The 22,110-nt window shown below is 69.5% G+C and carries 4 protein-coding genes; 3 read left to right on the forward strand and 1 reads right to left on the reverse strand.

Features of this window, described 5'->3' with window-relative positions:
* Positions 1–38: 38 nt before the first annotated feature.
* Complete coding sequence (gene mftR2, locus LKD76_RS04500) at positions 39–662, reverse strand: mycofactocin system transcriptional regulator MftR2 (RefSeq protein WP_227979655.1); 624 nt, start codon at positions 660–662, stop codon at positions 39–41.
* 373 nt (positions 663–1,035) lie between these two features.
* Here mftR2 and mftF point away from each other — a divergent pair, with 373 nt between their 5' ends.
* The 3 genes from mftF to LKD76_RS04515 all read left to right on the forward strand — a co-directional run bounded on the left by mftF (position 1,036) and on the right by LKD76_RS04515 (position 22,074).
* Positions 1,036–2,433, forward strand: coding sequence for a mycofactocin biosynthesis glycosyltransferase MftF (gene mftF, locus LKD76_RS04505; protein ID WP_227979657.1), 1,398 nt, complete (start codon positions 1,036–1,038; stop codon positions 2,431–2,433).
* A gap of 147 nt (positions 2,434–2,580) precedes the next feature.
* Complete coding sequence (locus tag LKD76_RS04510) at positions 2,581–3,951, forward strand: GAF domain-containing protein (protein WP_227979659.1); 1,371 nt, start codon at positions 2,581–2,583, stop codon at positions 3,949–3,951.
* Between the two features lie 450 nt (positions 3,952–4,401).
* Positions 4,402–22,074, forward strand: coding sequence for a non-ribosomal peptide synthase/polyketide synthase (locus LKD76_RS04515; protein ID WP_227979661.1), 17,673 nt, complete (start codon positions 4,402–4,404; stop codon positions 22,072–22,074).
* Positions 22,075–22,110: the final 36 nt, after the last annotated feature.

A 22,110-nucleotide genomic window follows, 5' to 3' on the forward strand; every position in this document is an offset into this window, starting at 1 on the left:
AGCGACATCAGAGCATGGAAACTAGAACATGTTCTAATTTATGATACGTGCCCGTCCCGCTGCCGGACAAGCTGGGCCTCCAGGCCGGCGATCAGCACCTCCATGCCGAAGTCGTAGGAGTACTTGCCGCGCAGATCGCCCATATGCTTGACGGCCCGCTCGACCGGCTCGGGAAGCGGCATGTCGACCAGTGCGGATCGGTCTCGCGGATTGACCCGCGCCCGGCCGAACAGATAGGTGTGAATCGTGGCATACGCCGCGAGCACATTGCGATCGTCGAAGCCGGCGTCGGACAGGATCTCCATCACAGCGGCGATCAGGTCGAGCTGTTTTCCTAGTGTCTGTTCGATCAGCACATCGCCCAGTCCTGGGTGTTTGCGCAGCTTTTCGTCGATCTGGTCGATGAGTTCGCGTAGTCGCTGCTGCCAGGTGCCGAACTCCGGTGGCGGGGTGCGCACCCCGGTCAGCGCCGCACTGGCCACCAGATCCAGCAGTTCGCGTTTGTCGGCGACGTAGTAGTAGGGCGCCATCGGGGAGACGCCGAGTTCGCGGGAGAGCCGGCGCATCGACAGCTTCTCCACTCCGTCGGCGCGCACCACGCGCAATGCGGCCTCGACGATCTCGGCTTCCGAGAGTGTGTTGCCGCCCCCGCTCGTCTGCATCCGTCCTACTCCCATGCCACCTCGAGAACTGCCGCAGCCCGCCCGACGGACACCCGTCACCTGCTGTTCAACGTGCTTGTCTTCCGCAGTCTAGAGTGCCTGTTCGCCGTGCTGGTCCGGTACAGGGGGGTGAGCGGTGGGTGCGTGCACCGTCGTTCGAACCGAGGGTTAGCCAACGATGAGCCAGAGCGTCGTGTGATTCGGTCGGTCGCCCGGTGATCGAATGTTGCCGTGCGATAGCTAGATTCCGTACACCGTCATTGACAAGCGGCAACGCCGGACGCTGTGGATAGCGGTCGATTTCGTATCGAATTCGGCCCGTTTTTTTCGACAGGGGATGTCCGGAGGGCGGTTAGCGCATAGCATTCCTGGAATGCGCCATGATCGACTGCCCAACGGGTTCGGGGTGCGAATCGATCCTCGGGTGCGCACCTACTCCGGTGGACGGCTCTTGGTCGGTGGCTCGCCGACGAGGTTGCTGAAACTTGCTCCGGATGCGGCCGCCCTGATCGGTGACGGGTATCTCGAAGTGACGGACCCCAAGTCCGCGGTGGTTGCCAGACGGCTGCTCGACTCCGGGGTGGCCAACCCGCGTCCACGCCTGCTGCCCGCGCCCGAGGATGTGACCGTCGTGGTGCCGCACTGCAACGACGCCGCGGGGCTGCGCCGGCTGCTGTCCACGCTGCGTGGGCACAGCGTCGTGGTGGTGGACGACGGTTCCGACCGTCCGGTCCGGATTCCGCGCACCGGCGGACGCTGCCGGGTGACCGTGCTGCGGCACGATTCCCGCCAGGGGGTGGTCGCCGCCCGTAATGCCGGGTTACATGCCGCCACAACGGAGTTCGTGGCGTTCCTGGACTCCGATGTGGTGCCGCGCGCGGGCTGGCTGGAGGTGATGCTGGGCCATTTCAGCGATCCCGAGGTGGCGCTGGTCGCGCCACGCATCGTGGCGCGCGAACCGGATACGAGTGTGCTGGGCCGCTACGAGAGTGCGCGCTCCTCGCTGGATTTCGGCCGCCGTGAAACCGCCGTCAGTTCCCGCGGCGCGGTGTCCTACGCACCCGGGGCGGCGCTGCTGGTGCGGCGGCACGCACTGCTCGCCGAGGGGGGCTTCGACGAGCAGATGCGGTCGGCCGCCGATATCGATCTGTGCTGGCGACTCGAGCGCGCCGGCTGGCGGCTGCGCTACGAACCCGCCGCGCACGTGGCCTGTGACCAGCCGGCCTCGTTCGGTAAGTGGTTCGGACGCAAGGTATCTCACGGCGCGGGCGCGGCCCCGCTGGCCCGGCGGCACGCCGGGATGGTGGCGCCGCTGTCGGTGCCGTTCTGGACGGTCGCCGCGACGGCGCTGCTGGCCACCGCTTCGCGGGCCGGCATGCTGGGTGGTATCGCCACCCTGGTGGCCGCCCTGATCCGGCTGCGGCGCGTCTTCGCCGAACTCGACAACCCGACCCGGGTGGCGGCGATACATCTGGCTCGCGGCTTCTCCGCGGGGGTGTGGCGCATCGTCTCGGCGCTGTGCCGGCACTACTGGCCGGTGACCGTGCTGGCGATGATCGCCTCGCGCCGGATCCGGCGGCTGGCGGTGGCTCTGGCGATCGCGGACGGGCTGGCCGATTGGTTCACCCATCGCGATACCGGCGGCCTGGATCCCTTCCGCTATCTGCTGTGCAAGCGGCTCGACGACATCGCCTACGGGACCGGATTGTGGTCCGGCGCCATCCGCGCCCGCAATGTGGCGGCGCTACGGCCGGCGGTCCCCCGGCATTGATGGCGGGCGTCACAGCCCACCGCCGGATGCCGCCTACCTCACATTTCGCCGTGATCCCGGCACGGTGTGACCTGCCGGACAAAGCGGAAGCTTCACCCATGCCGTTCCCGACCCGCCGGTACAGTGTGGGACGGGAAAGAAAGGCAAATGGTCAGCAATCTCACAGGCGATAATCGTCCAGGGCGCAGGGTCGAGCCCGGGACACAGCTCGGTGCGCTGGAAGCCTACGCCGCTCAGGCCCACGGCTACCTCAGCGTCGGGGGCGATCAGCTCAATCAGCTGCCCGGATTGCTGCGTCCGCTGGTTCTGGAGTCCTGGTTGCGCAGTGTGCGCGGCGGGGTCGATCCCATGGACATTCTCGACGGCCGCGGTCTGCGCGGTGCCGATCTGCAGCGCTATCGCGACAACCATCCGATTGCCGCGGTGATGCCGCTGGTCGACAAACTACTGCTGCAGGATGCGACCGGAATCGGTTTGATCGTGGTGATCGCCGATCAGTTCGGCCGGGTGCTGTCGGTACACGGCAACCCGGACCGGGTGGAAGCGGCGGCCGAGGTCGGCCTCCGGGAAGGCGACGATCTGTCCGAGCGCCGCATCGGCACCAATGCCGTCGGCCTGGTGGTCCGCACCGGCCGTGCCACCTGGATCCACGGGCCGGAACACTTCCTGCACCGGATGCATCAGATCACCGGAGCGGCCGCACCCGTGCACGATCCGGACGGGCGTCTGGTGGGGGTGCTGATGATCGCGGGCGGGGTGCGCGTCGCCCGGCCGGAGATCCTGGCCCTGGTGAAGGCCGCGGCCACCGCGGCCGAGATGGATCTGGTGCTGTCGGCGGTGCGGACCGAACAGCGTGGCGCACATCGTCGCGCGGTGCCCGGCCATTCGGCGCCGCGGCCCGCCGGCCGGTTGGCGCTGGAGGTGCTGGGGCTGGGGCAGCCGCAGTTGTCGGTCGATGGTGAGCGAATCGCGTTGTCGCAGCGGCACGCCGAGATCCTGCTGCTGCTGGCCGAACATTCCGAGGGGCTGTCGGCCGATCATCTGGCACTGCTGCTCGACGACACCGATCTCGACAACGCCACCATCCGGGCGGCCATGTCGCGATTGCGTTCCGTGGTCGGTCCCGACGTCTTCGGCTCACGGCCCTATCGATTGCGGGTGCCGGTGTCCACCGATGTGGAGGCGCTGCGGGCGGCGCTGGATTCCGGTGATGTGCACAGCGCGGTCCGCCATTACACCGGTCCCGTGCTCCCGCGCTCGACCGCACCGGGAGTGATAGACATTCGCGATGAATTGCGGGTCCGGTTGCGGACCGCTGTGTTGCGATCCGGTGACGCGGCGGTCCTGAGCCGGTGGACCTCGGGCGCCGAGGGGCGTGACGACGCCGCCGCCTGGGTGGCCTATCGGGCGACCGCCGATCGCGATTCCGCGCTGTACGCCCAGATCGAGGCCAAGATCCGGGTGCTCGATCGCCGCATCGGCGCCGATGCAACGCAGATGCAACGTTTCGGCTCGTAGGCTCCGCGTCTGAAAGTGTTACGGCTCACACTTCTGGGTCACAGTGTGGTTTCGGGCACATCTCTGTCCGGATGTCGAGAAGTTGGACGCTAGTCCGATATTTTTTGAAGGATCTCATTCCTTTTTATTAGTCTTCGGCCTAGTGTTCGCTGCATGACACGGTGCGCGAGGCGCAACCGACGAGATGCAGGAGATGAGGCCGCGGAACTCGCGGGCCGTGATGTTGGAGGACGTCGAGTTCGAGGATGATCCGGTGACCATCAGGGTTCACCGAAAATACTGAGACACAATCTATTTCGATTCTCGCACCCACGCTGTCGCGTGTGGTGTATTCGCCGAACCATCCGGGGCCACGCCGCCGCACGCGCATTCGCGCAGTGTCCGGGGCTTATTTCGTGCTGCTCGAAAAGCGTTCGGTCGCTGGGTATTTCGTCAATCGAGGAGGCTCTGGTGGTGGGTTCGGAGTTGAGCGGTTCCGGTCCGGATGAACGACACACCGAAACCCCGGGGGGTTCGTCGCCGTTCCCGCTGACACCCGCGCAGCTCGGTGTCTGGTACGCGCAGCTGCTCGATCCGCAGACCCCGATCAATATCGCCCAGTACGTCGACGTGCACGGCGACCTCGATATCGCGGTTCTGCAGCAGGTCTCCGTCGACGCCGCCCGGGAATTCGGATCCACGGTCGTGCGACTCGGCGAACAGGACGGTGAGCCGTATCAGGTCGTCGATCCGCGGCTGCCGGTCGACATCGTCTCGATCGACCTGCGCGAGGCCGGCGACCCGGTCGCCGCAGCGCACGAGTGGATGCGCGCCGACTACACCGCACCGGTGGACCTGCTGACCGACCGCCTCTTCGCCGGGGCCGTCCTGCGGGTCGGCGACCGGCGCTGGTTCTGGTATCTGCGGGCCCATCACATCGTGCTCGACGGATTCGGCGCGCTCACCAACACCATGCGAGTCGCCGAGCGCTACACCGCCGCACTGCGCGGACTCGACCCCGAGCCGGCGAAGGCGGGCAGCCTCGAATCGCTGGTCGAGGGGGAACTCGGCTATCGCGACAGCACCCGGTTCGAATCCGACCGGCAGCACTGGGCCGAACGGGTCCGGGATCTGGACGGCACTACCACTCTCAACGGCCGCAGCGCGCCCCGTGCCGCGGGCAATCTAGTCTACGGCCGCCGACTCCCGGATCGGGTCGTCACCTTGATGAACGACCTCGCCACCGCACACGACTCGTCGGCGGCGGTGGTCCTGCTGGCGGCCTTCGCGGCCTATCTGGGCCGGCTGACCGGTCGCGACGAGGCCGTGCTGAGCCTGCCGGTCACCGCCCGGACCACCGCGGTCATGCGGCGTTCGGCGGGGATGCTGTCCAATATCGTGCCGCTGCGGCTGCAGACCGGCGACGCCACCTGGGCGGAGCTGTTGCAGCAGGCCCGGGTCGAGGTCGCCGGGGCGCTGCGTCATCAGCGTTATCGGCACGAGGACATCCGGCGCGACGCCGGGATGGAAGGTCTGGCCACCCGGCGCGCGCTGTTCGGGCCGCTGGCCAACATCATGCTGTTCCGCAGCGATCTGACCCTGGGCGACACCGTCGGGCGATACCACGTGCTCTCGACCGGGCCGGTCGAGGATATGAGCCTCAATATCTACTACGGCGACAGCGACCGGGTCCACGTCGACTTCGAGGCGAACCCGAACCTCTACGGCACCGACGACATCGCCCGCCATCACGCACGCTTCGTCCGGTTCCTGGAACGGCTGGTCACGCTGGACCCCGACCGTCCGTTGTCCGCGGTGGCGGTGACCACCGATCTGGAACACGAGGTGAGCCTGCGGATCTGGAACGCCACCGAGGCCGATATCGACGAACTGGCCGGTCCGGACGCGACCCTGGTCTCGCTGTTCGAGCGGCAGGTCGCGCGCACGCCCGAGGCGGTGGCCCTGCGCGGCCCGGCTATCCGCAGCTACGGCGGGTTCGCCGCCGATGTGCATCGGCTCGCCCGGCATCTGATCGCGCGGGGCGCCGGTCCGGAAACCGCGGTGGCACTGCATATTCGACGTTCGCCGGAACTGGTGGTCGCGATGTACGCGGTGCTCGCGACGGGAGCGGCCTATGTGCCGCTGGACCCCGACCATCCCGCCGAGCGCATCGGCTACGTCCTCGACACGGCACGACCGGTCTGCGTGCTGACCACGACTCGCGATCACGGCGCCGGGCCCGATGACTGGATCGATATCGATGAGCTGGAGTTGTCGGCGCTGCCGTCGGATCCGGTCACCGATGCCGAGCGAATCGCGCCGCTGCGCCCGGCCCATCCGGCCTATGTCATCTTCACCTCGGGATCGACCGGGCGGCCGAAGGGGGTGGCGGTCTCGCACGCCGCCATCGTCAACCGGCTGGTGTGGATGCAGAGTGCCTACCGGCTTGCCGTCGACGATGTGGTGTTGCAGAAGACACCGGCGACCTTCGACGTCTCGGTATGGGAGTTCTTCTGGCCGTTGCAGATCGGCGCGAGCCTGGTGCTCGCGGCGCCGGACGCGCACCGCGATCCGGCCCGGCTGCGCGCGGTGATCGCCGAATACGGCGTCACCACCGTGCATTTCGTTCCGTCCATGCTCGCCGCCCACCTCGCCGGGGCGGGCGCCGATACCGAACCGTCGTCGCTACGACGGGTTTTCACCTCCGGCGAGGAGTTGCCGGGGCCGCTGGCGCAGCGCATGCTGACCGCCGCTCCCCGGGCGGAGTTGCACAATCTGTACGGTCCCACCGAGGCCGCGGTCGATGTCACCGCGCATCGGGTGGGACCGCTCGATACCACCGGGGTGCCGATCGGCGCACCGGTATTCAACACCCGGCTGTACGTGCTCGACGCACGATTGCGGCCGGTGCCCGTCGGCGTTCCGGGTGAGCTGTATCTGTCGGGGGTTCAGCTCGCCCGGGGCTACGTCGGGAGGCCGGAGCTGACCGCCGAACGGTTCGTCGCCGATCCGTTCGCGGGCAGTGCCTCCGAGGCCGGTCCCGGTGCGCGGATGTACCGCACCGGTGATCTGGTCCGCTGGACGGCCGACGGTGAGCTGGAATATCTGGGGCGCACCGACTTCCAGGTGAAACTGCGCGGACTGCGGATCGAACTCGGCGAGATCGAGACGGTGCTGGGCCTGGTGGCCGGTGTCGCCCGCGCCGTGGTCGTGGTCCGCGACGATGCCGGCACCGGCGCGCAACTGGTGGCCTACCTGGTCGAAACCACTTCCGGTGCGGTCGATGTCGCGCGGGTGCGCAGTGCGGCCGCCCGCGAACTGCCGGGATATATGGTGCCGGCGGCCTACGTGCTGCTGGAGTCGTTGCCGGTCAACGCCTCCGGCAAACTCGACCGCGCCGCGTTGCCCGCGCCCGAACGCAGCGCCGGGACCTATCGCGATCCGGCATCGGTGTCCGAACGGGCGGTCGCCGCCGTCTTCGCCGAGGTGCTCGGCCGCGAACTGGTCGGGCTCGACGACGACTTCTTCGCGCTGGGCGGCAATTCGCTGATCGCGACCCAGGTGGCCGCACGGCTCAACGCCGACCTCGGCTGCGGGCTGGGAGTGCGGGAGCTGTTCGAGGCCACCACGGTCGAAGGTCTGGCCGAACTGATCGACCGCGCCTTCGAGACCGACGATATGTCCGAGGGTGTGGGACCGATCGCCGGTCCGCGCCCACCGCTGCTGCCGCTGTCACCGGCGCAGCAGCGCATCTGGTTCCTGAATCGCTTGGCCGGCGACAGCGCCGACTACAACATGCCGTTCGTGGTCCGGATGCGGGGGGCGGTCGACACCGCGGCTCTGCGCGGCGCCCTCGCCGATGTCGTGGCCCGCCACGAGGTGCTGCGGACGGTGTTCCCGGCCGACGCCGATGCCATGGCATGCCAGCGCATCCTGCCCGCGGCACAGGTCGGACCGGAGACCTTCGCGGTGGAACCCGTTGCCGCCGAACAGCTCGACGACGAGCTGGCGCGTTTCGCGACCACGGGATTCGACCTCGCCCGTGAGATTCCGCTGCGGGCGGTGATATTCGACATCAGCGACTCCGCCGACGACTACGCTCTGGCCGTCGTTCTGCACCACATCGCCGCGGACGGCATGTCGCTGCCGGTGCTGGCGCGCGATGTCGCCGCCGCCTACTCCGCCCGCCGGTCGGGTGTCGATACCATCGCGCCGGCGCCGGCGGTCCAGTATGCCGATTACGCGCTGTGGCAGCGGGATCGGCTCGGTGATCCCGCCGATCCCGAGTCCGCCTCGGCGCGGCAGCTCGCCTACTGGGCGGAGACGCTGGACGGGATACCCGACCAGCTCGACCTGCCCGCGGATCGCCCGCGTCCCGCGATCGCCGGTGGCCGGGGCGCGGTGCACCGGTTCGAGCTCGACCCCGAGCTGCATCACGCGGTCACCGAACTCGCCCGTGCCCAGGGTGTTTCGACCTTCATGGTGTTGCACGCCGCACTGGCCGCGCTGCTGGCGCGGGTATCGGGCGGCGACGACATCGCCATCGGCACCCCGGTGGCCGGGCGTGGCCATCGCGAACTCGATGATCTGATAGGCATGTTCGTCAACACGCTGGTGCTGCGGACACGCGTCGCGCCCGACATGCCGTTCACCGATCTGCTGCGCCAGGTGCGGACCGCCGATCTGGGCGCCTTCGCCCATGCGGATCTGCCCTTCGAGCAGCTGGTCGAGGCCCTGAACCCGGTGCGGTCGCGGGCTCGCCATCCGCTGTTCCAAGTGATGCTGGGGGTGGCCGACACTCAGCACGTCGCGGTCGAGTTACCCGGATTGTCCGTGCGGACGAGTACATTGGACACGGGAGTGACCAAGTTCGACCTTCAACTCTCGGTCACCGAAAGCTTCGCCGGTGCCGGTCCCGGGGAAGGTCCGGCACCGGCGGGGATCGCGGCGGAGTTCACCTACGCCACAGATCTTTTCGACCGGGACACCGTCGTGGGCTACGCCCGCTGGTGGCGGCAGTTGCTCACCGGCGCGGTGGCCGATCCCGCTCGTCCCGTGGGTGAGTTGTCCCTGCTCGACGAGGTAGAGACGCGGCGCGCGATCGAATCCGGATTCCGTGGTGCCGCGGCGCCGGCCGACGAGGTCCTGAATCTGTTCGAGCGGCAGGTGCGCGCACATCCCGCCGCCGTGGCCGTGATCGACGGTGACCGGCAGCTCACCTACGCGGAGCTCGCCGCGCGGATCAATCGCCTGGCCCGGCATCTGGTGCGGGCGGGGGTGGGGCCGGAAGTCCCAGTGGTACTGGGGATGCGCCGGTCCGCGGATCTCGTGATCGCGGCCTATGCGGTACTCGCCGCGGGCGGTGCCTATGTGCCGATCGATCCGGACCAGCCGCCGGCCCGGCTGCGGCAGCTGACCGACACCGCCCGGCCGATCTGCATGCTGACCGACGGCGCCGCACCGGAACTGGATCTCGAGCGGATCGCCATCGATGCGCCCGAGATCGCCGAGTACTCCGGCGCCCCGCTGACCGATGCCGACCGGATCGCCCCGGTGCGGGCGGAGAACACCGCGTATCTCATCTTCACCTCGGGGTCCACCGGACTGCCGAAAGGCGTTGCGGTGCAGCGCGGTTCGATGGACAACCAAATCGCCTGGATCACCGCCGAGTACGGGATCGACGAGCGGGATGTAGTGCTGTTCAAGACCCCCGCCACCTTCGACGTCTCGGTGTGGGAGCTGTTCGCACCGTTGTGCGCGGGCGCCCGGTTGGTGGTCGCCGAACCCGACGGTCATCGCGACGCCGCCTATCTCGCCGCTACCATCGCCCGGCACGGGGTGACCGCCACCTCCTTCGTCCCGTCCCAGCTGGCCACCTTCGCCACCGCGGTGGACCCGGCCGATATCCGGTCGCTGCGTTGTGTTTTCGTCGCGGGCGAAGCACTCAACGGCGCGGTCGTTCGGGCCTTCGCCGCGGTGAGCGCGGCCGCGGTCCACAACCTGTACGGCCCGACCGAATTCACCGTGCACGCGACGCACGCGCCGGTCGGGGCGGACCGGCAGGGACCCGCACCCATCGGTAAACCGGTGCGCGACAGCCATGTCCTGGTGCTCGATCGGCACCTGCGACCGGTGCCCGATCTCGTCGTGGGCGAGCTGTATCTGTCCGGTAGCCAGGTGGCCCGCGGTTACCAGGGGCGCTCCGCGGCCACCGCCGAGCGCTTCGTCGCCGATCCCTTCGGGCCGTTCGGGGCGCGGATGTACCGGACCGGCGATCTGGTGCGCCGCATGCGGTCCGGGGACCTGGAATATCTGGGCCGCAGCGATTTCCAGGTGAAATTGCGTGGTCAGCGCATCGAGCTCGGTGAGATCGAGGCGGCGCTGCTGGCGACGCCGGGGGTCGACGCCGCGGCGGTGCGGGTGTACCACCATCGGACCGGCGACCTGCTGGTGGCCTATGTGGTGTGCGACGGTGAGCCGCGGGCCCTGGTGGAGGAGCGGCTGCGGGAGTGGCTGCCGTCCTACATGGTGCCGGGGGCCTATGTGGCGCTGGCCGCCCTGCCGCTGACCGCCTCCGGCAAACTCGACCGCGCCGCCCTGCCCGATCCGGTGCTGGCGGCCAAGACTTTCCGCGCACCGGCCACCGCCGAGGAATCCGCCGTGGCGGAGGTCTTCGGCCGGATTCTCGGGGTGGAGCGGATCGGGCTCGACGACGACTTCTTCGCCCTCGGCGGCAATTCACTGGTCGCGACGCAGGTGGCGGCTCGGCTGGCCGATGCGCTGAACCGCGAGGTCGCCGTGCGCGAGCTGTTCGAACATCCGGATGTCGCGAGTCTGGCCCGGCGGCTCCGTGATTCGGCGCCGCGCCGCCGCCGCGCCCTGACCGCCGGGCCGCGCCCGGAGATCCTGCCGCTGTCCTACGCCCAGCAGCGGATGTGGTTCCGTAACGAGTTCGACTCCGCATCGGCGGTCGACAATCTCACCACCGCGCTGCGGCTGCAGGGTGAACTCGACTGCCCGGCACTCGCGGCCGCCGTCCACGATGTGCTGGCCCGGCACGAGGCCCTGCGCACCCGCTATCCGGCCGCCGACGGCGTGCCGCGGCAGGAGATCCTGAACCCCGACCAGGTGGGGATCGACCTCACGCCGCAGGTGGTGACCGAGGCAGATGTGCCGCGGCTGCTGCGCGATCTGGCCGCCGAATCCTTCGTGGTGCGAGAGCGGGCGCCGATCCGGATGACCGTGTTGCGCTGCGCCTCCGATCTGCACATCCTGGTCGTGTCGATCCACCACATCGCCGCCGACGGTTGGTCGATCGCACCGCTGACGCGGGATCTGATGAGCGCCTACGCCGCCCGGACCGCCGGTGCCGCACCGCAGTGGCTGCCGCTGCCCGTGCAGTACGCGGATTACGCGCTGTGGCAGCGGGCAGTCCTCGGTGCGGAGGACGATCCGGATTCGCCGATCGCCGAGCAGATCCGGTTCTGGCAGCACGAATTGGCCGGACTGCCGGATGTGCTGGCGCTGCCCGGCGATCGCCCCCGGCCCGCGGTGGCGACGGGACGCGGTGCCCGGTACTCGTTCGCACTGCCGGCCGAGACGGTCACCGCGCTGCGGGCACAGGCGGAACGGTCCGAGGGCACCTTCTTCATGGCGTTGCACGCGGCCTTCGCGGTGCTGCTGGCCAAACTGTCCGGTCAGCGCGATATCGCGATCGGCACCCCGGTCGCCGGACGTGGTGAGGCCGCCCTCGACGATCTGGTCGGCATGTTCGTCAACACACTGGTGCTGCGCACGGACGTGGCGCCGGAACTGTCGTTCGCGGGACTGCTCGCCGCGGTCCGTGACGGCGACCTGCGTGCCTTCGCCCATCGCGATGTCCCGTTCGAGCGACTGGTCGAGGTCCTCAACCCGTTGCGCTCGGCGGCCCGGCATCCGCTGTTCCAGGTGATGCTGGATCTGCGCGGTCCCGCGGCCGGTGAGCCGCGGCTGTCCGGACTGCGGGCCTCGACGATCGAACTGGATTCCGGCACCGCGAAATTCGATCTGCACCTCACCGTCGAGGAGCGGGCCGACGGTGGAGCGGCGGCCTGCTTCGAGTACGCGACGGACCTGTTCGACGAGCCGGCGATCGCGGCCTACGCCCGTCGGCTGGCCGCGTTGCTCGACACCGTCGCCGCCCGGCCCGATCAGCCGATCGGGGCCATCGAGCTGCTGTCGGACGAGGAGCGGGCCCAGGCCCTGGTGGTCCGCAACGACACCGCCCACCCGGTCCCGGAGACGACCCTGGCCGACCTGTTCGCCGGACAGGCACAGCGCGGTCCCGATGCCGTGGCCCTGCGCTACGAGCAGGCCGAATGGACCTATGCGCAGTTGTCGGCCCGGGTGAATCGGCTGGCGCGACTGCTGATTTCGATCGGCGTCGGGCCGGGCCGCACGGTGGCCGTCGGTATGCGGCGTTGCGATGAGCTGGTGGTCGCCCTGTATGCCGTGATCGCCACCGGAGCGGCCTATGTGCCGCTCGATCCGGATCATCCGGTCGACCGGACTCGAGCGGTGCTCGACACCGTCCGGCCGGTCTGCGTCCTGACCCGCTCCACCGACGGACTCGATATCGATCCGGAGGGTTCGGCGGGACCGGAGGCCGTGCTCGATCTGGATCTCATCGATACCGGCGACTACTCGCCCGCTCCGCTGGTCGATGCGGAGCGGTTGTGTCCGTTGCGGTCCGAGCATGTGGCGTATGTGATTTTCACGTCGGGTTCGACGGGTCGTCCGAAGGGTGTGGCGGTGAGTCACGGGGCGATTGTGAATCGTTTGGTGTGGATGCAGTCGGAGTACTGCTTGGGTGTCGATGATGTGGTGTTGCAGAAGACTCCGGTGACTTTCGATGTGTCGGTGTGGGAGTTGTTCTGGCCGTTGCAGGTGGGTGCGCGGTTGGTGGTGGCGCGTCCGGACGGCCACCGCGATCCGGCCTACCTGGCCGAACTGATCCGCGCGGAGCGGGTGTCGGTGCTGCACTTCGTGCCGTCGATGCTGGCGTTGTTCCTGGACTACGCGCGGCCCGGCACCCTGCGGCTGGTGTTCGCCTCCGGTGAGGCGCTGCCGGTGGACACGGCCCGGCGACTGCGGACCGCGACGGGAGCCCGCCTGCACAATCTGTACGGCCCCACCGAGGCAGCGGTCGATGTGACCAGCCACGAGGTGACCGACGCCGATACCGTGACCGTGCCGATCGGCCGCCCGGTGTTCAATACCCGGGTCTATGTGCTCGACGCCTGGCTGCGACCGGTGCCCGCCGGTGTCGCCGGTGAGTTGTACCTGGCCGGAAGGCAACTGGCCCAGGGATACCTCGCTCGCCCCGGCATCACCGCCGAACGGTTCGTGGCCGATCCGTTCGGCTCCGGCGAACGGCTCTACCGCACCGGCGATCTCGTGTGCTGGACCGCTCACGGTGAACTCGACTATCTGGGCCGCACCGACTTCCAGGTCAAGATGCGCGGGTTGCGCATCGAACTCGGGGAGATCGAGGCCGCGCTGACCGCGCAGCCGGATATCGCCCAGGCGGTGGTGGTCGTGCGCAACGATCCGCACACCGGTGATCGACTGGTCGCCTATCCGATCGCGGCCGAGGACGCCGACCTCGACCTGGACAATGTGAAAGCCGCGCTGGCACAGCGACTACCGGCGTACATGTTGCCCGCGGCCTACGTCGTGCTGGACGCGCTCCCGCTCAATGCCTCCGGCAAGCTCGATCGCGCCGGTCTGCCCGATCCGGTCTGGCGGGCCCGCGAATACCGGGCTCCGGCCACCTCCACCGAGGCGCTGGTCGCGGCTGTCTTCGCCGATCTGCTCGGCGCCGAGCGGGTGGGCCGTGACGACGACTTCTTCGATCTCGGCGGCAATTCGCTGCTGGCCACGCGAGTACTCGCGCGGATCAGCGCCGCGCTCGACACCCAGCTGCCGGTGCGGCTGCTGTTCGAGGCGTCCACGGTGGCCGAACTCGCGGCACAGGCGCAGCGGCGCGCGGGATCCGGTGCCCGGGCGCCGCTCACCGCCCGCCCGCATCCGGAGCGGGTGCCGCTGTCGGCGGCACAGCGGCGGATCTGGTTCCTCAACCGGTACCGGGCGCAGGAGCGGACCGCGGCGTCGGTCGACCTGATCCCGCTGGCCCTGCGTTTGCGCGGCGAACTGCGGATCGACGCACTGCGCGCCGCGCTCGCCGATGTGATCGCACGGCACGAAACCCTGCGCACCCGGTATCCCGACACCGCCGACGGCCCGATCCAGATCGTCGAACCCGCGGCCGGTCATCTTCCGGCATTGTCGCCGGAGCCGGTGGACGAGCAGTTGCTCGACGACCGGGTCGCCGCGCTCTGCGCCGCCGAATTCGACCTCACCGCCGAAACCGGTTTGCGCACCGCACTGTTCGAGCTGGCGCCCGATCATCATGTGCTGCTGCTGGTACTGCATCACATCTGCGCCGACGGATTCTCCCTCGGCCCGCTGGCCGGCGATCTCATGACCGCGTACGCCGCCCGCCTGGACGGCGTCGAACCCGAATGGCAGCCGTTGCCGGCCCAGTACCGGGACTACACGCTGTGGCAGGCCGAGGTGTTCGGCGATCCCGCCGATCCCGAATCGGAGCTGCATCGGCAGCGCGAGTTCTGGCGGGCGCACCTGGCCGGACTGCCCGACCAGCTCGCGCTGCCCGCCGATCGGCCGCGGCCCGCGACACCGTCGCACCGGGGCGCCGAGCACCGCATCCAGATCGACTCCGATCTGCACAGCGAGCTGGCCGAACTGGCCCGCAAACACGAGACGACGCTGTTCAGCACCGTCCACGCCGCGCTCGCCGTACTGCTCGCGCGGATGTCGGGCACCGCCGATATCGCGATCGGGACACCGGTCGCCGGACGCGGCGAACCCGCACTCGACCCGATGGTCGGCATGTTCGTCAACACCCTCGTGCTGCGCACCGAGATCGACAGCCGCGACCATTTCGACGCTGTACTCGATACCGTTCGGGCTCAGGATATTTCGGCGCTGTCGCAGGCCGATGTGCCGTTCGAGCAGATCGTGGAGATGCTGGCCCCGGCCCGCTCCGGGAATCGGCATCCGCTGTTCCAAGTGGCGCTGACCTTCCAGAACTTCGCACTGCCGGCGATCGAACTGCCGGGATTGCAGGTCACCGGCGCCACGGTCGACGCCGCGGCCGCCGAATTCGATCTCCAGTTCACCGTCGTCGAAGCCGTCGACGGCGACGGCCACCTCGGCGGTATGACGGTCGACATCACCTACGCCACCGATCTGTTCGACCCGGCCACCATCGCCGATCTGGCCCGCCGCTTCGAACAGGTGCTGGCCGCGGTGAGCCACGATCACACCGTCGTCGTGGGCGATATCCAGCTGCTCAGTGCCGAGGAACAGCATCGCGCCCTGCACGAATGGTCGGCGACCGGCGTCGATCACGCCGAAATCACCACGATCGCCGAGCGTTTCGAGGCCGTGGTCCGCGCCGATCGGGCGGCGATCGCGGTGCGCGCGGGTGAGACGACCGTCAGCTACGGCGAGCTGTCCGATCGCGCCAACCGGCTCGCGCGCCGGTTGATCGCCGCCGGTGCGGGACCGGAAAGCCTGGTGGCCGTGGCGCTGCCGCGCACCGCGGATCTGATCGTGGCCCTGCTCGCGGTCGTCCGCAGCGGCGCCGGATATCTGCCCGTCGACCCGGGGTATCCCGCCGACCGCATCGAATACGTGGTCGCGGACTCGCGGCCGATCTGCGCGGTGACCGGTTCGGGCGGCCCGGCGCGCGGCTGGTTCGGCGGGCCGGTGATCGACCTCGACTGCCTGGACTGGGAGGACCTGGACCCGGCGCCGATCACCGATGCCGACCGCCGGGCGCCGCTGCGCCCCGACCACACCGCCTACGTCATCTACACCTCCGGCTCCACCGGACGGCCCAAGGGCGTGCAGATTCCGCACGCGAATGTGCTGTCCCTGCTGGACAATACGCGTGACCTGTTCGGCTTCGACGCCTCCGACGTGTGGACACTGTTCCACAGCTACGCCTTCGATTTCTCGGTGTGGGAGCTGTGGGGCGCGCTGCTGCACGGCGGCCGCCTGGTCGTGGTCGACTACTTCACCTCCCGCTCGCCGCAGCAGTTCCGGGAGCTGTTGATCGCGGAGGGCGTGACCGTCCTCAACCAGACGCCGTCGGCGTTCTACCAGCTGGTCAGCGCCGAGTTGGCGCAACCGCCGGCCGATCATCGGCTGCGATACGTGATCTTCGGTGGTGAGGCGCTCGAGCCGGCGCGGCTGCGGGACTGGTTCTCTCGCTATCCGGACGCGCCGCGACTGGTCAATATGTACGGCATCACCGAGACGACGGTGCACGTCTCGTTCCGCCCGATCGACGCGCGCACCGGCGCGGCCAGTGTCATCGGCGGTGCGCTACCGGGGTTGACCGTACGGTTGCTGGATTCGCGGCTGCGGCCGGTGCCGGTGGGGGTGCCGGGCGAAATCTATGTCTCCGGCAGGCAACTCGCGCGCGGCTACCTGAGGCGGCCCGGACTGACCGCCGGGCGGTTCGTCGCCGATCCCTACGGTGCCGCCGGATCGCTGGCCTACCGCTCGGGCGATCTCGCCCGCTGGACCGCGGCCGGTGAACTCGAATATCTGGGGCGCGCCGACCAGCAGGTCAATCTGCGTGGCTTCCGGGTCGAGCTCGCCGAAATCGAGACCGCGCTGCTGGCCGTGGAGGCCGTGGCGGAGGCGGCGGTCGTGGTCCGCGCCGACGGGGACGAGGCCCGCATCGTCGGATACGTGGTCGGTTCCGCCGACCTCGATCCGCGCCGGGTGCGCCGGGCCGTGGCGCAGCGGCTGCCCGAGCACATGGTTCCCGCCGCCGTGGTCGCGGTCGAGCGCATTCCGTTGACCGTCAACGGAAAACTCGATGTGGCGGCCTTGCCCGCACCGGAGTTCGAGAAGGCGGTGTACCGCAAGCCGGAGACCGCCGCCGAACAGATCGTGGCCGATGTGTTCGCCGAGGTGCTCGGCGATATCGATGCCGAGCGTGCGGTCGGCGCCGACGACGACTTCTTCGCCCTGGGCGGCAGCTCGCTGGCGGCGGCCAAGGCGGTCGGCCGCCTCGGCGCGGCGCTCGGCGTGACCGTCCCGGTGCGGATGCTGTTCGAACACCCCCGTGTGCGCGATCTCGCGGTAGCGGCACTGTCCGGCGAGGACCGGCCGGTGCTCGCGGCCGGCGCGCGGCCGCAACGGTTGCCGCTGTCCCCGGCGCAGCAGCGTATGTGGCTGCTCAACCGGTTCGATCACACCCGGGCCGCCTACAACATTCCACTGGTGCTGCGGATGTCGGGCGAACTGGATCCGCGCGTGCTCGGCGAGGCGCTGCGCGATGTGGTGCGGCGCCACGAATCCCTGCGGACCGTGTATCCCGATATCGACGGTGCGCCCACACAGGTGATCCTGCCCGCCGAACAGGTGCGGTTCGACGGTGCCGTGGTTCCCGTCACCGAGGGTGAGCTGCCGGATCGGATCCGGGAGCTGATCGGCCTCGGATTCGACGTCACCGCCGATGTTCCGGTGCGGATGCGGGTGTTCGAACTCGCCGCCGACGACCACGTCCTGGCGGTGGTCCTGCATCACATCTGCGCCGACGGCTCCTCGATCGTCCCGTTCGTCGCCGATCTGATGCGCGCCTACGACGCCCGGCTCCGCGATATCCGGCCCGGCTGGTCGCCACTGCCGGTGCAGTACGCCGACTACGCGCTGTGGCAGCACCGGCTGCTCGGTGCCGAATCCGATGCGGATTCACTGGCGGCCCAGCAGATCTCGTTCTGGCGGCACACGCTGGCCGGACTGCCCGATCAGCTGGATCTGCCGACCGATCATCCGCGTCCGGCTCAGCAGAGCCTGCGTGGCCGCCGGGTCGAATTCACCCTGGACGCGGACACCCACCGGCGGCTGGCGGCGGTGGGCCGCGCCCACGGTGCGACGGTGTTCATGGTGGTGCACGCGGCCTTCGCGGCCGTGCTGGCCCGGCTCTGCGATACCGGTGACATCGCGGTGGGCACCCCGGTGGCCGGCCGCGGCGATGCCGCACTGGACGAGGTCATCGGCATGTTCGTCAACACCGTCGTGCTGCGCACGGTGGTCGATGTCGACGCGCCGTTCGAGGTCGTACTGGAGTCGGTGCGCTCCGCCGATATCGCCGCGCTCTCGCATACCGACGTGCCGTTCGAGCGGCTCGTCGAGATCCTGAATCCGCGGCGTTCGACCGCGCGCCATCCGCTGGTGCAGGTCGGCCTGTCCTTCCAGAACCACGATCGCGCCACCTTGCGACTGCCCGGGCTGACCATCACCGAGGTCGAATCCGACAGCGAGACCGCACAATTCGATCTACACCTGTTCGCCGTCGACCAGCACACCGACTCCGGCGCCCCCGCCGGCATCGAGCTGGCGCTGGGCTACGCGACGGATCTGTTCACCGCCGGTACCGCCGAGCGCATCACCGCGGCACTGGGCCGGATCCTGCACACCGTCGCGGCCACGCCGGAAACCCGGATCCGCGATCTGGACCTGCTCGGCGAGCGGGAGACCCGGTTCGTGATCGAGGACGTCAACCGCACTCGGCGGCCCGTGCCGAATCTGACACTGGCCGATCTGCTCGACGCGCAGGTGGACCGGAGTCCGGCGGCGGTCGCCCTCGTCGACGAAACCGGTTCCGGGCGCGGTGAGATCAGCTATCGCGATCTCGATGCCCGGGTCAACCGGCTGGCCCGCCATCTGATCGCACAGGGAGTCGGGCCGGACCGCACGGTGCTGCTGGCGCTGCGCCGGTCGGTGGATCTGGTGGTCGCGATGTTCGCGGTGGTCAAGGCCGGTGGCACCTACGTCCCGGTGGATCCCGGCCATCCCGCGGATCGCATCGCGCGGATCGTCGAGACCGCGGATCCGATCTGCGTGCTCGGCGGCGGCGAGCTGCCGGGATCGCGAGCGGGCATCGAGATCGTCGATCCGGGCGCCGACTACACGCGGTACTCGGGTGCGCCGATCACCGCCGCGGAACGGACGATGCCGCTGCGGCCCGCGCATACGGCGTATGTGATCTTCACGTCGGGTTCGACCGGCCGGCCCAAGGGGGTCGCGGTGTCGCACCGCGCGGTGGTCAACCAGTTGCTCTGGCTGCGAGCGGAATTCGGAATCGGTGCCGCCGATCGGGCGCTGCTGCGGACGCCGGCCACCTTCGACCTGTCGGTGTGGGAATTCTGGTCGCCGCTGATCAGCGGTGGCGCGTTGGTCGTCACCGAACCCGGGAGCGAACGTGATCCGGACCGGCTGCGCGCGCTCGTGCGGCAGCATCGGGTCAGTCTGTTGTTCGCCGTGCCCTCTCTGCTCGGCATGCTGCTGGCCGGGGATACCGAACTGCCCGGGGAACTGCGCGCCGTCCTGGCGATCGGCGAGGTGCTACCGCAGGAGACCGCGCGGCAGATCGGAAGCCGCAGCGGTGCCACGCTGTTCAATCTGTACGGCCCGACCGAGACCGCGGTGTCGGTGACCTCGCACCGGGTCGGCGGTGATCCGGATGCGGTGGTCCCGATCGGCGCGCCGGTCTGGAATACCCGCGCCTACGTGCTCGACCGCCGACTGCGGCCGGTGCCGCCGGGTGTGCCCGGCGAACTGTATGTGGCCGGTGACCAGGTGGCTCGGGGATATCAGCGGCAGCCGGCGCTGACGGCGGCGCGCTTCGTCGCCGACCCGTTCGACGGCGGCCGCATGTACCGGACCGGCGATATCGTGCGCCGGCGTCCGGACGGAGCGCTCGAGTATCTGGAGCGGGCCGACTTCCAGGTCAAGATCGGCGGCTTCCGGATCGAACTCGGTGAGGTGGAGGCGGCTTTGCTGCGCCGCTCCGGGGTCGAGGCGGCGGTCGCGGTGGCGCATACCGGCAGTGCGGGCGGATCCCGGCTGATCGCCTATGCCGCGGTTCCCGGGGGCGATGCCGACGCGGCCGGACTGCGCCGCGAACTGGGTGCCGAGCTGCCCGCGTACATGGTGCCGGCCGTGGTCGTCGTACTGGATGCCTTGCCGCTGAACGCGAACGGCAAGGTCGATCGCGCTCGTTTGCCCGCGCCGGTGCTGCCGGAGAGCGAATTCCGGGCACCCCAGACCGCGACCGAGCGCGCGGTCGCGGCGGAATTCGCCGATGTCATCGGTATCCGGGCCGCGCATGCCGACGCCGATCTCCGGATCGGGGCCGAGACCGACTTCTTCGAACTCGGGGGCAACTCGCTGTCGGCCGCACGCCTGGCCGCCCGGCTGGGTACGGCCTCGGGGGTGCGGGTGCCGGTGGCGGTGATCTTCGCCGAGCCGACGGTCGCCGCGCTCGCCCGGTGGATCGACGCGGCCGACCGCGACGCCTATCCGCCGCTGCGGGCCCGGGCCGATCTGGGCGCGGTGCCGCTGTCGATGGCGCAGCAGCGCATGTGGGTACTGAATCGGCTGACCCCGGACTCGGCGGCCTATCACGTCCCGGTCGCACTGCGCCTGACCGGGAACCTCGACGCGGAGGCCCTGCGGACCGCGCTGTCGGATCTGCTGCACCGGCACGAGATCCTGCGCACCCGCTATCCGGACACCTGGCAGGGGCCCGTGCAGGAGATCCTCGGCGTCGACGAACTGCCGCTGGATCTCGAGCCGATCACGGTGGCGCGCAGCGAGGTCGACGAGCAGATCGCCGCCGTCGTCGCCACCGGATTCGACATCACCACCGCTCCGCCGATTCGGGTGCGGCTGCTGCGGGTGGCCGCCGACGAGCACATTCTCGTGGTGGTGGTGCACCACATCAGCGCCGACGGCTATTCGATGGGGCCGCTGACCCGCGATCTCATCGCGGCCTACACCAGCCGGCTGGCCGGTACCGCACCGCGGTGGAACGCCCTGCCGATCCAGTACGCCGACTACAGCGAATGGATGCGCACGGTGCTGGGCGCCGACACCGACCCCGGCAGCATGCTGTCCGAACAGCTCGACTACTGGCGCGCCCGGCTCGCCGACGCGCCCGAGCAGCTGTCGCTGCCGACCGATCGCCCGCGCCCGGCCCGCCGCGAGATGCGCGGCGCCACTGTCGATTTCGCGCTCGACGCACCGCTGGTCGACCGGTTGACGGCCGTCGCGCGCCGGCACGGGACCACGTTGTTCTCGACGGTGCACGCCGCCTTCGCGGTGCTGCTGGCCAAGCTGTCCGGGCAGTCCGACATCACCATCGGCGCGCCGGTGGCCGGACGCGGAGAACGAGAACTCGACGATCTGGTCGGCATGTTCGTCAATACGGTGGCGCTGCGCACCGAGATCGACAGCCGCCTCACCTTCGCCGGACTGCTCGAACGCGTCCGGGAGGACGACCTCGCCGCGCTGAGCCGGACCGCGGTGCCGTTCGAGCGCGTGGTGGAGGCCCTGGGACGGACTCGGACCAGCGCCTACGCCCCGATCTTCCAGGTGCTGTTCACCTTCCAGAATCTGCCGACCACCGCGGTGACGCTGCCGGGGCTGCGGGTCGAGACCCTGGAACCGGCGCTGCCCGAGGCGAAATTCGATCTGCAGCTGACCGCGCTCGAGGAGTTCGACACCGAGGGCAGGCCGGCCGGGCTGCGGATGCAGTTCTGCTATCCCACCGACATCTTCGACGAGCGCACGGTCGCCCTGTTCGCCGAGCGCCTGCGGTCGGTACTGGCGACGGTGGCGGCGGATCCGTCGATCACGGTGCGCGCCATCGATATTCGCACCGAAGCCGAACGGGAGCGGCGGCCCGCCCGCAACGGCGCACCGTCCCGGCTGCCGGACGACCTGGTGGATCTGATCGCCGCCGCGGCCGGGACCGCGCCCGATACGGTCGCCGTCGAATTCGGCGGTCGCGGCGTCGGATTCGCCGAACTGCACCACAAGCTCGTCACCGTCGGTCGGGCCATGGGCGCGAGCGCCAGCACGGACGCGCTGATCAATGTCGCACTCGCCGGACTGCTGCCCGGCGTTCTCGCCGCCGGCGCCGGTGGGCTCACCACCATGCTCGAGGCCCTGCAGGTGCGCGCGCAGGGCGTGATCACCACGGAAGGAACCCACTGATGACGCATGCAGAGTCGGTTACACCCGTCCGGTCCA

It is taken from the genome of Nocardia spumae (assembly GCF_020733635.1).
In the GTDB taxonomy this organism is placed as follows: Bacteria; Actinomycetota; Actinomycetes; order Mycobacteriales; family Mycobacteriaceae; genus Nocardia; species Nocardia spumae.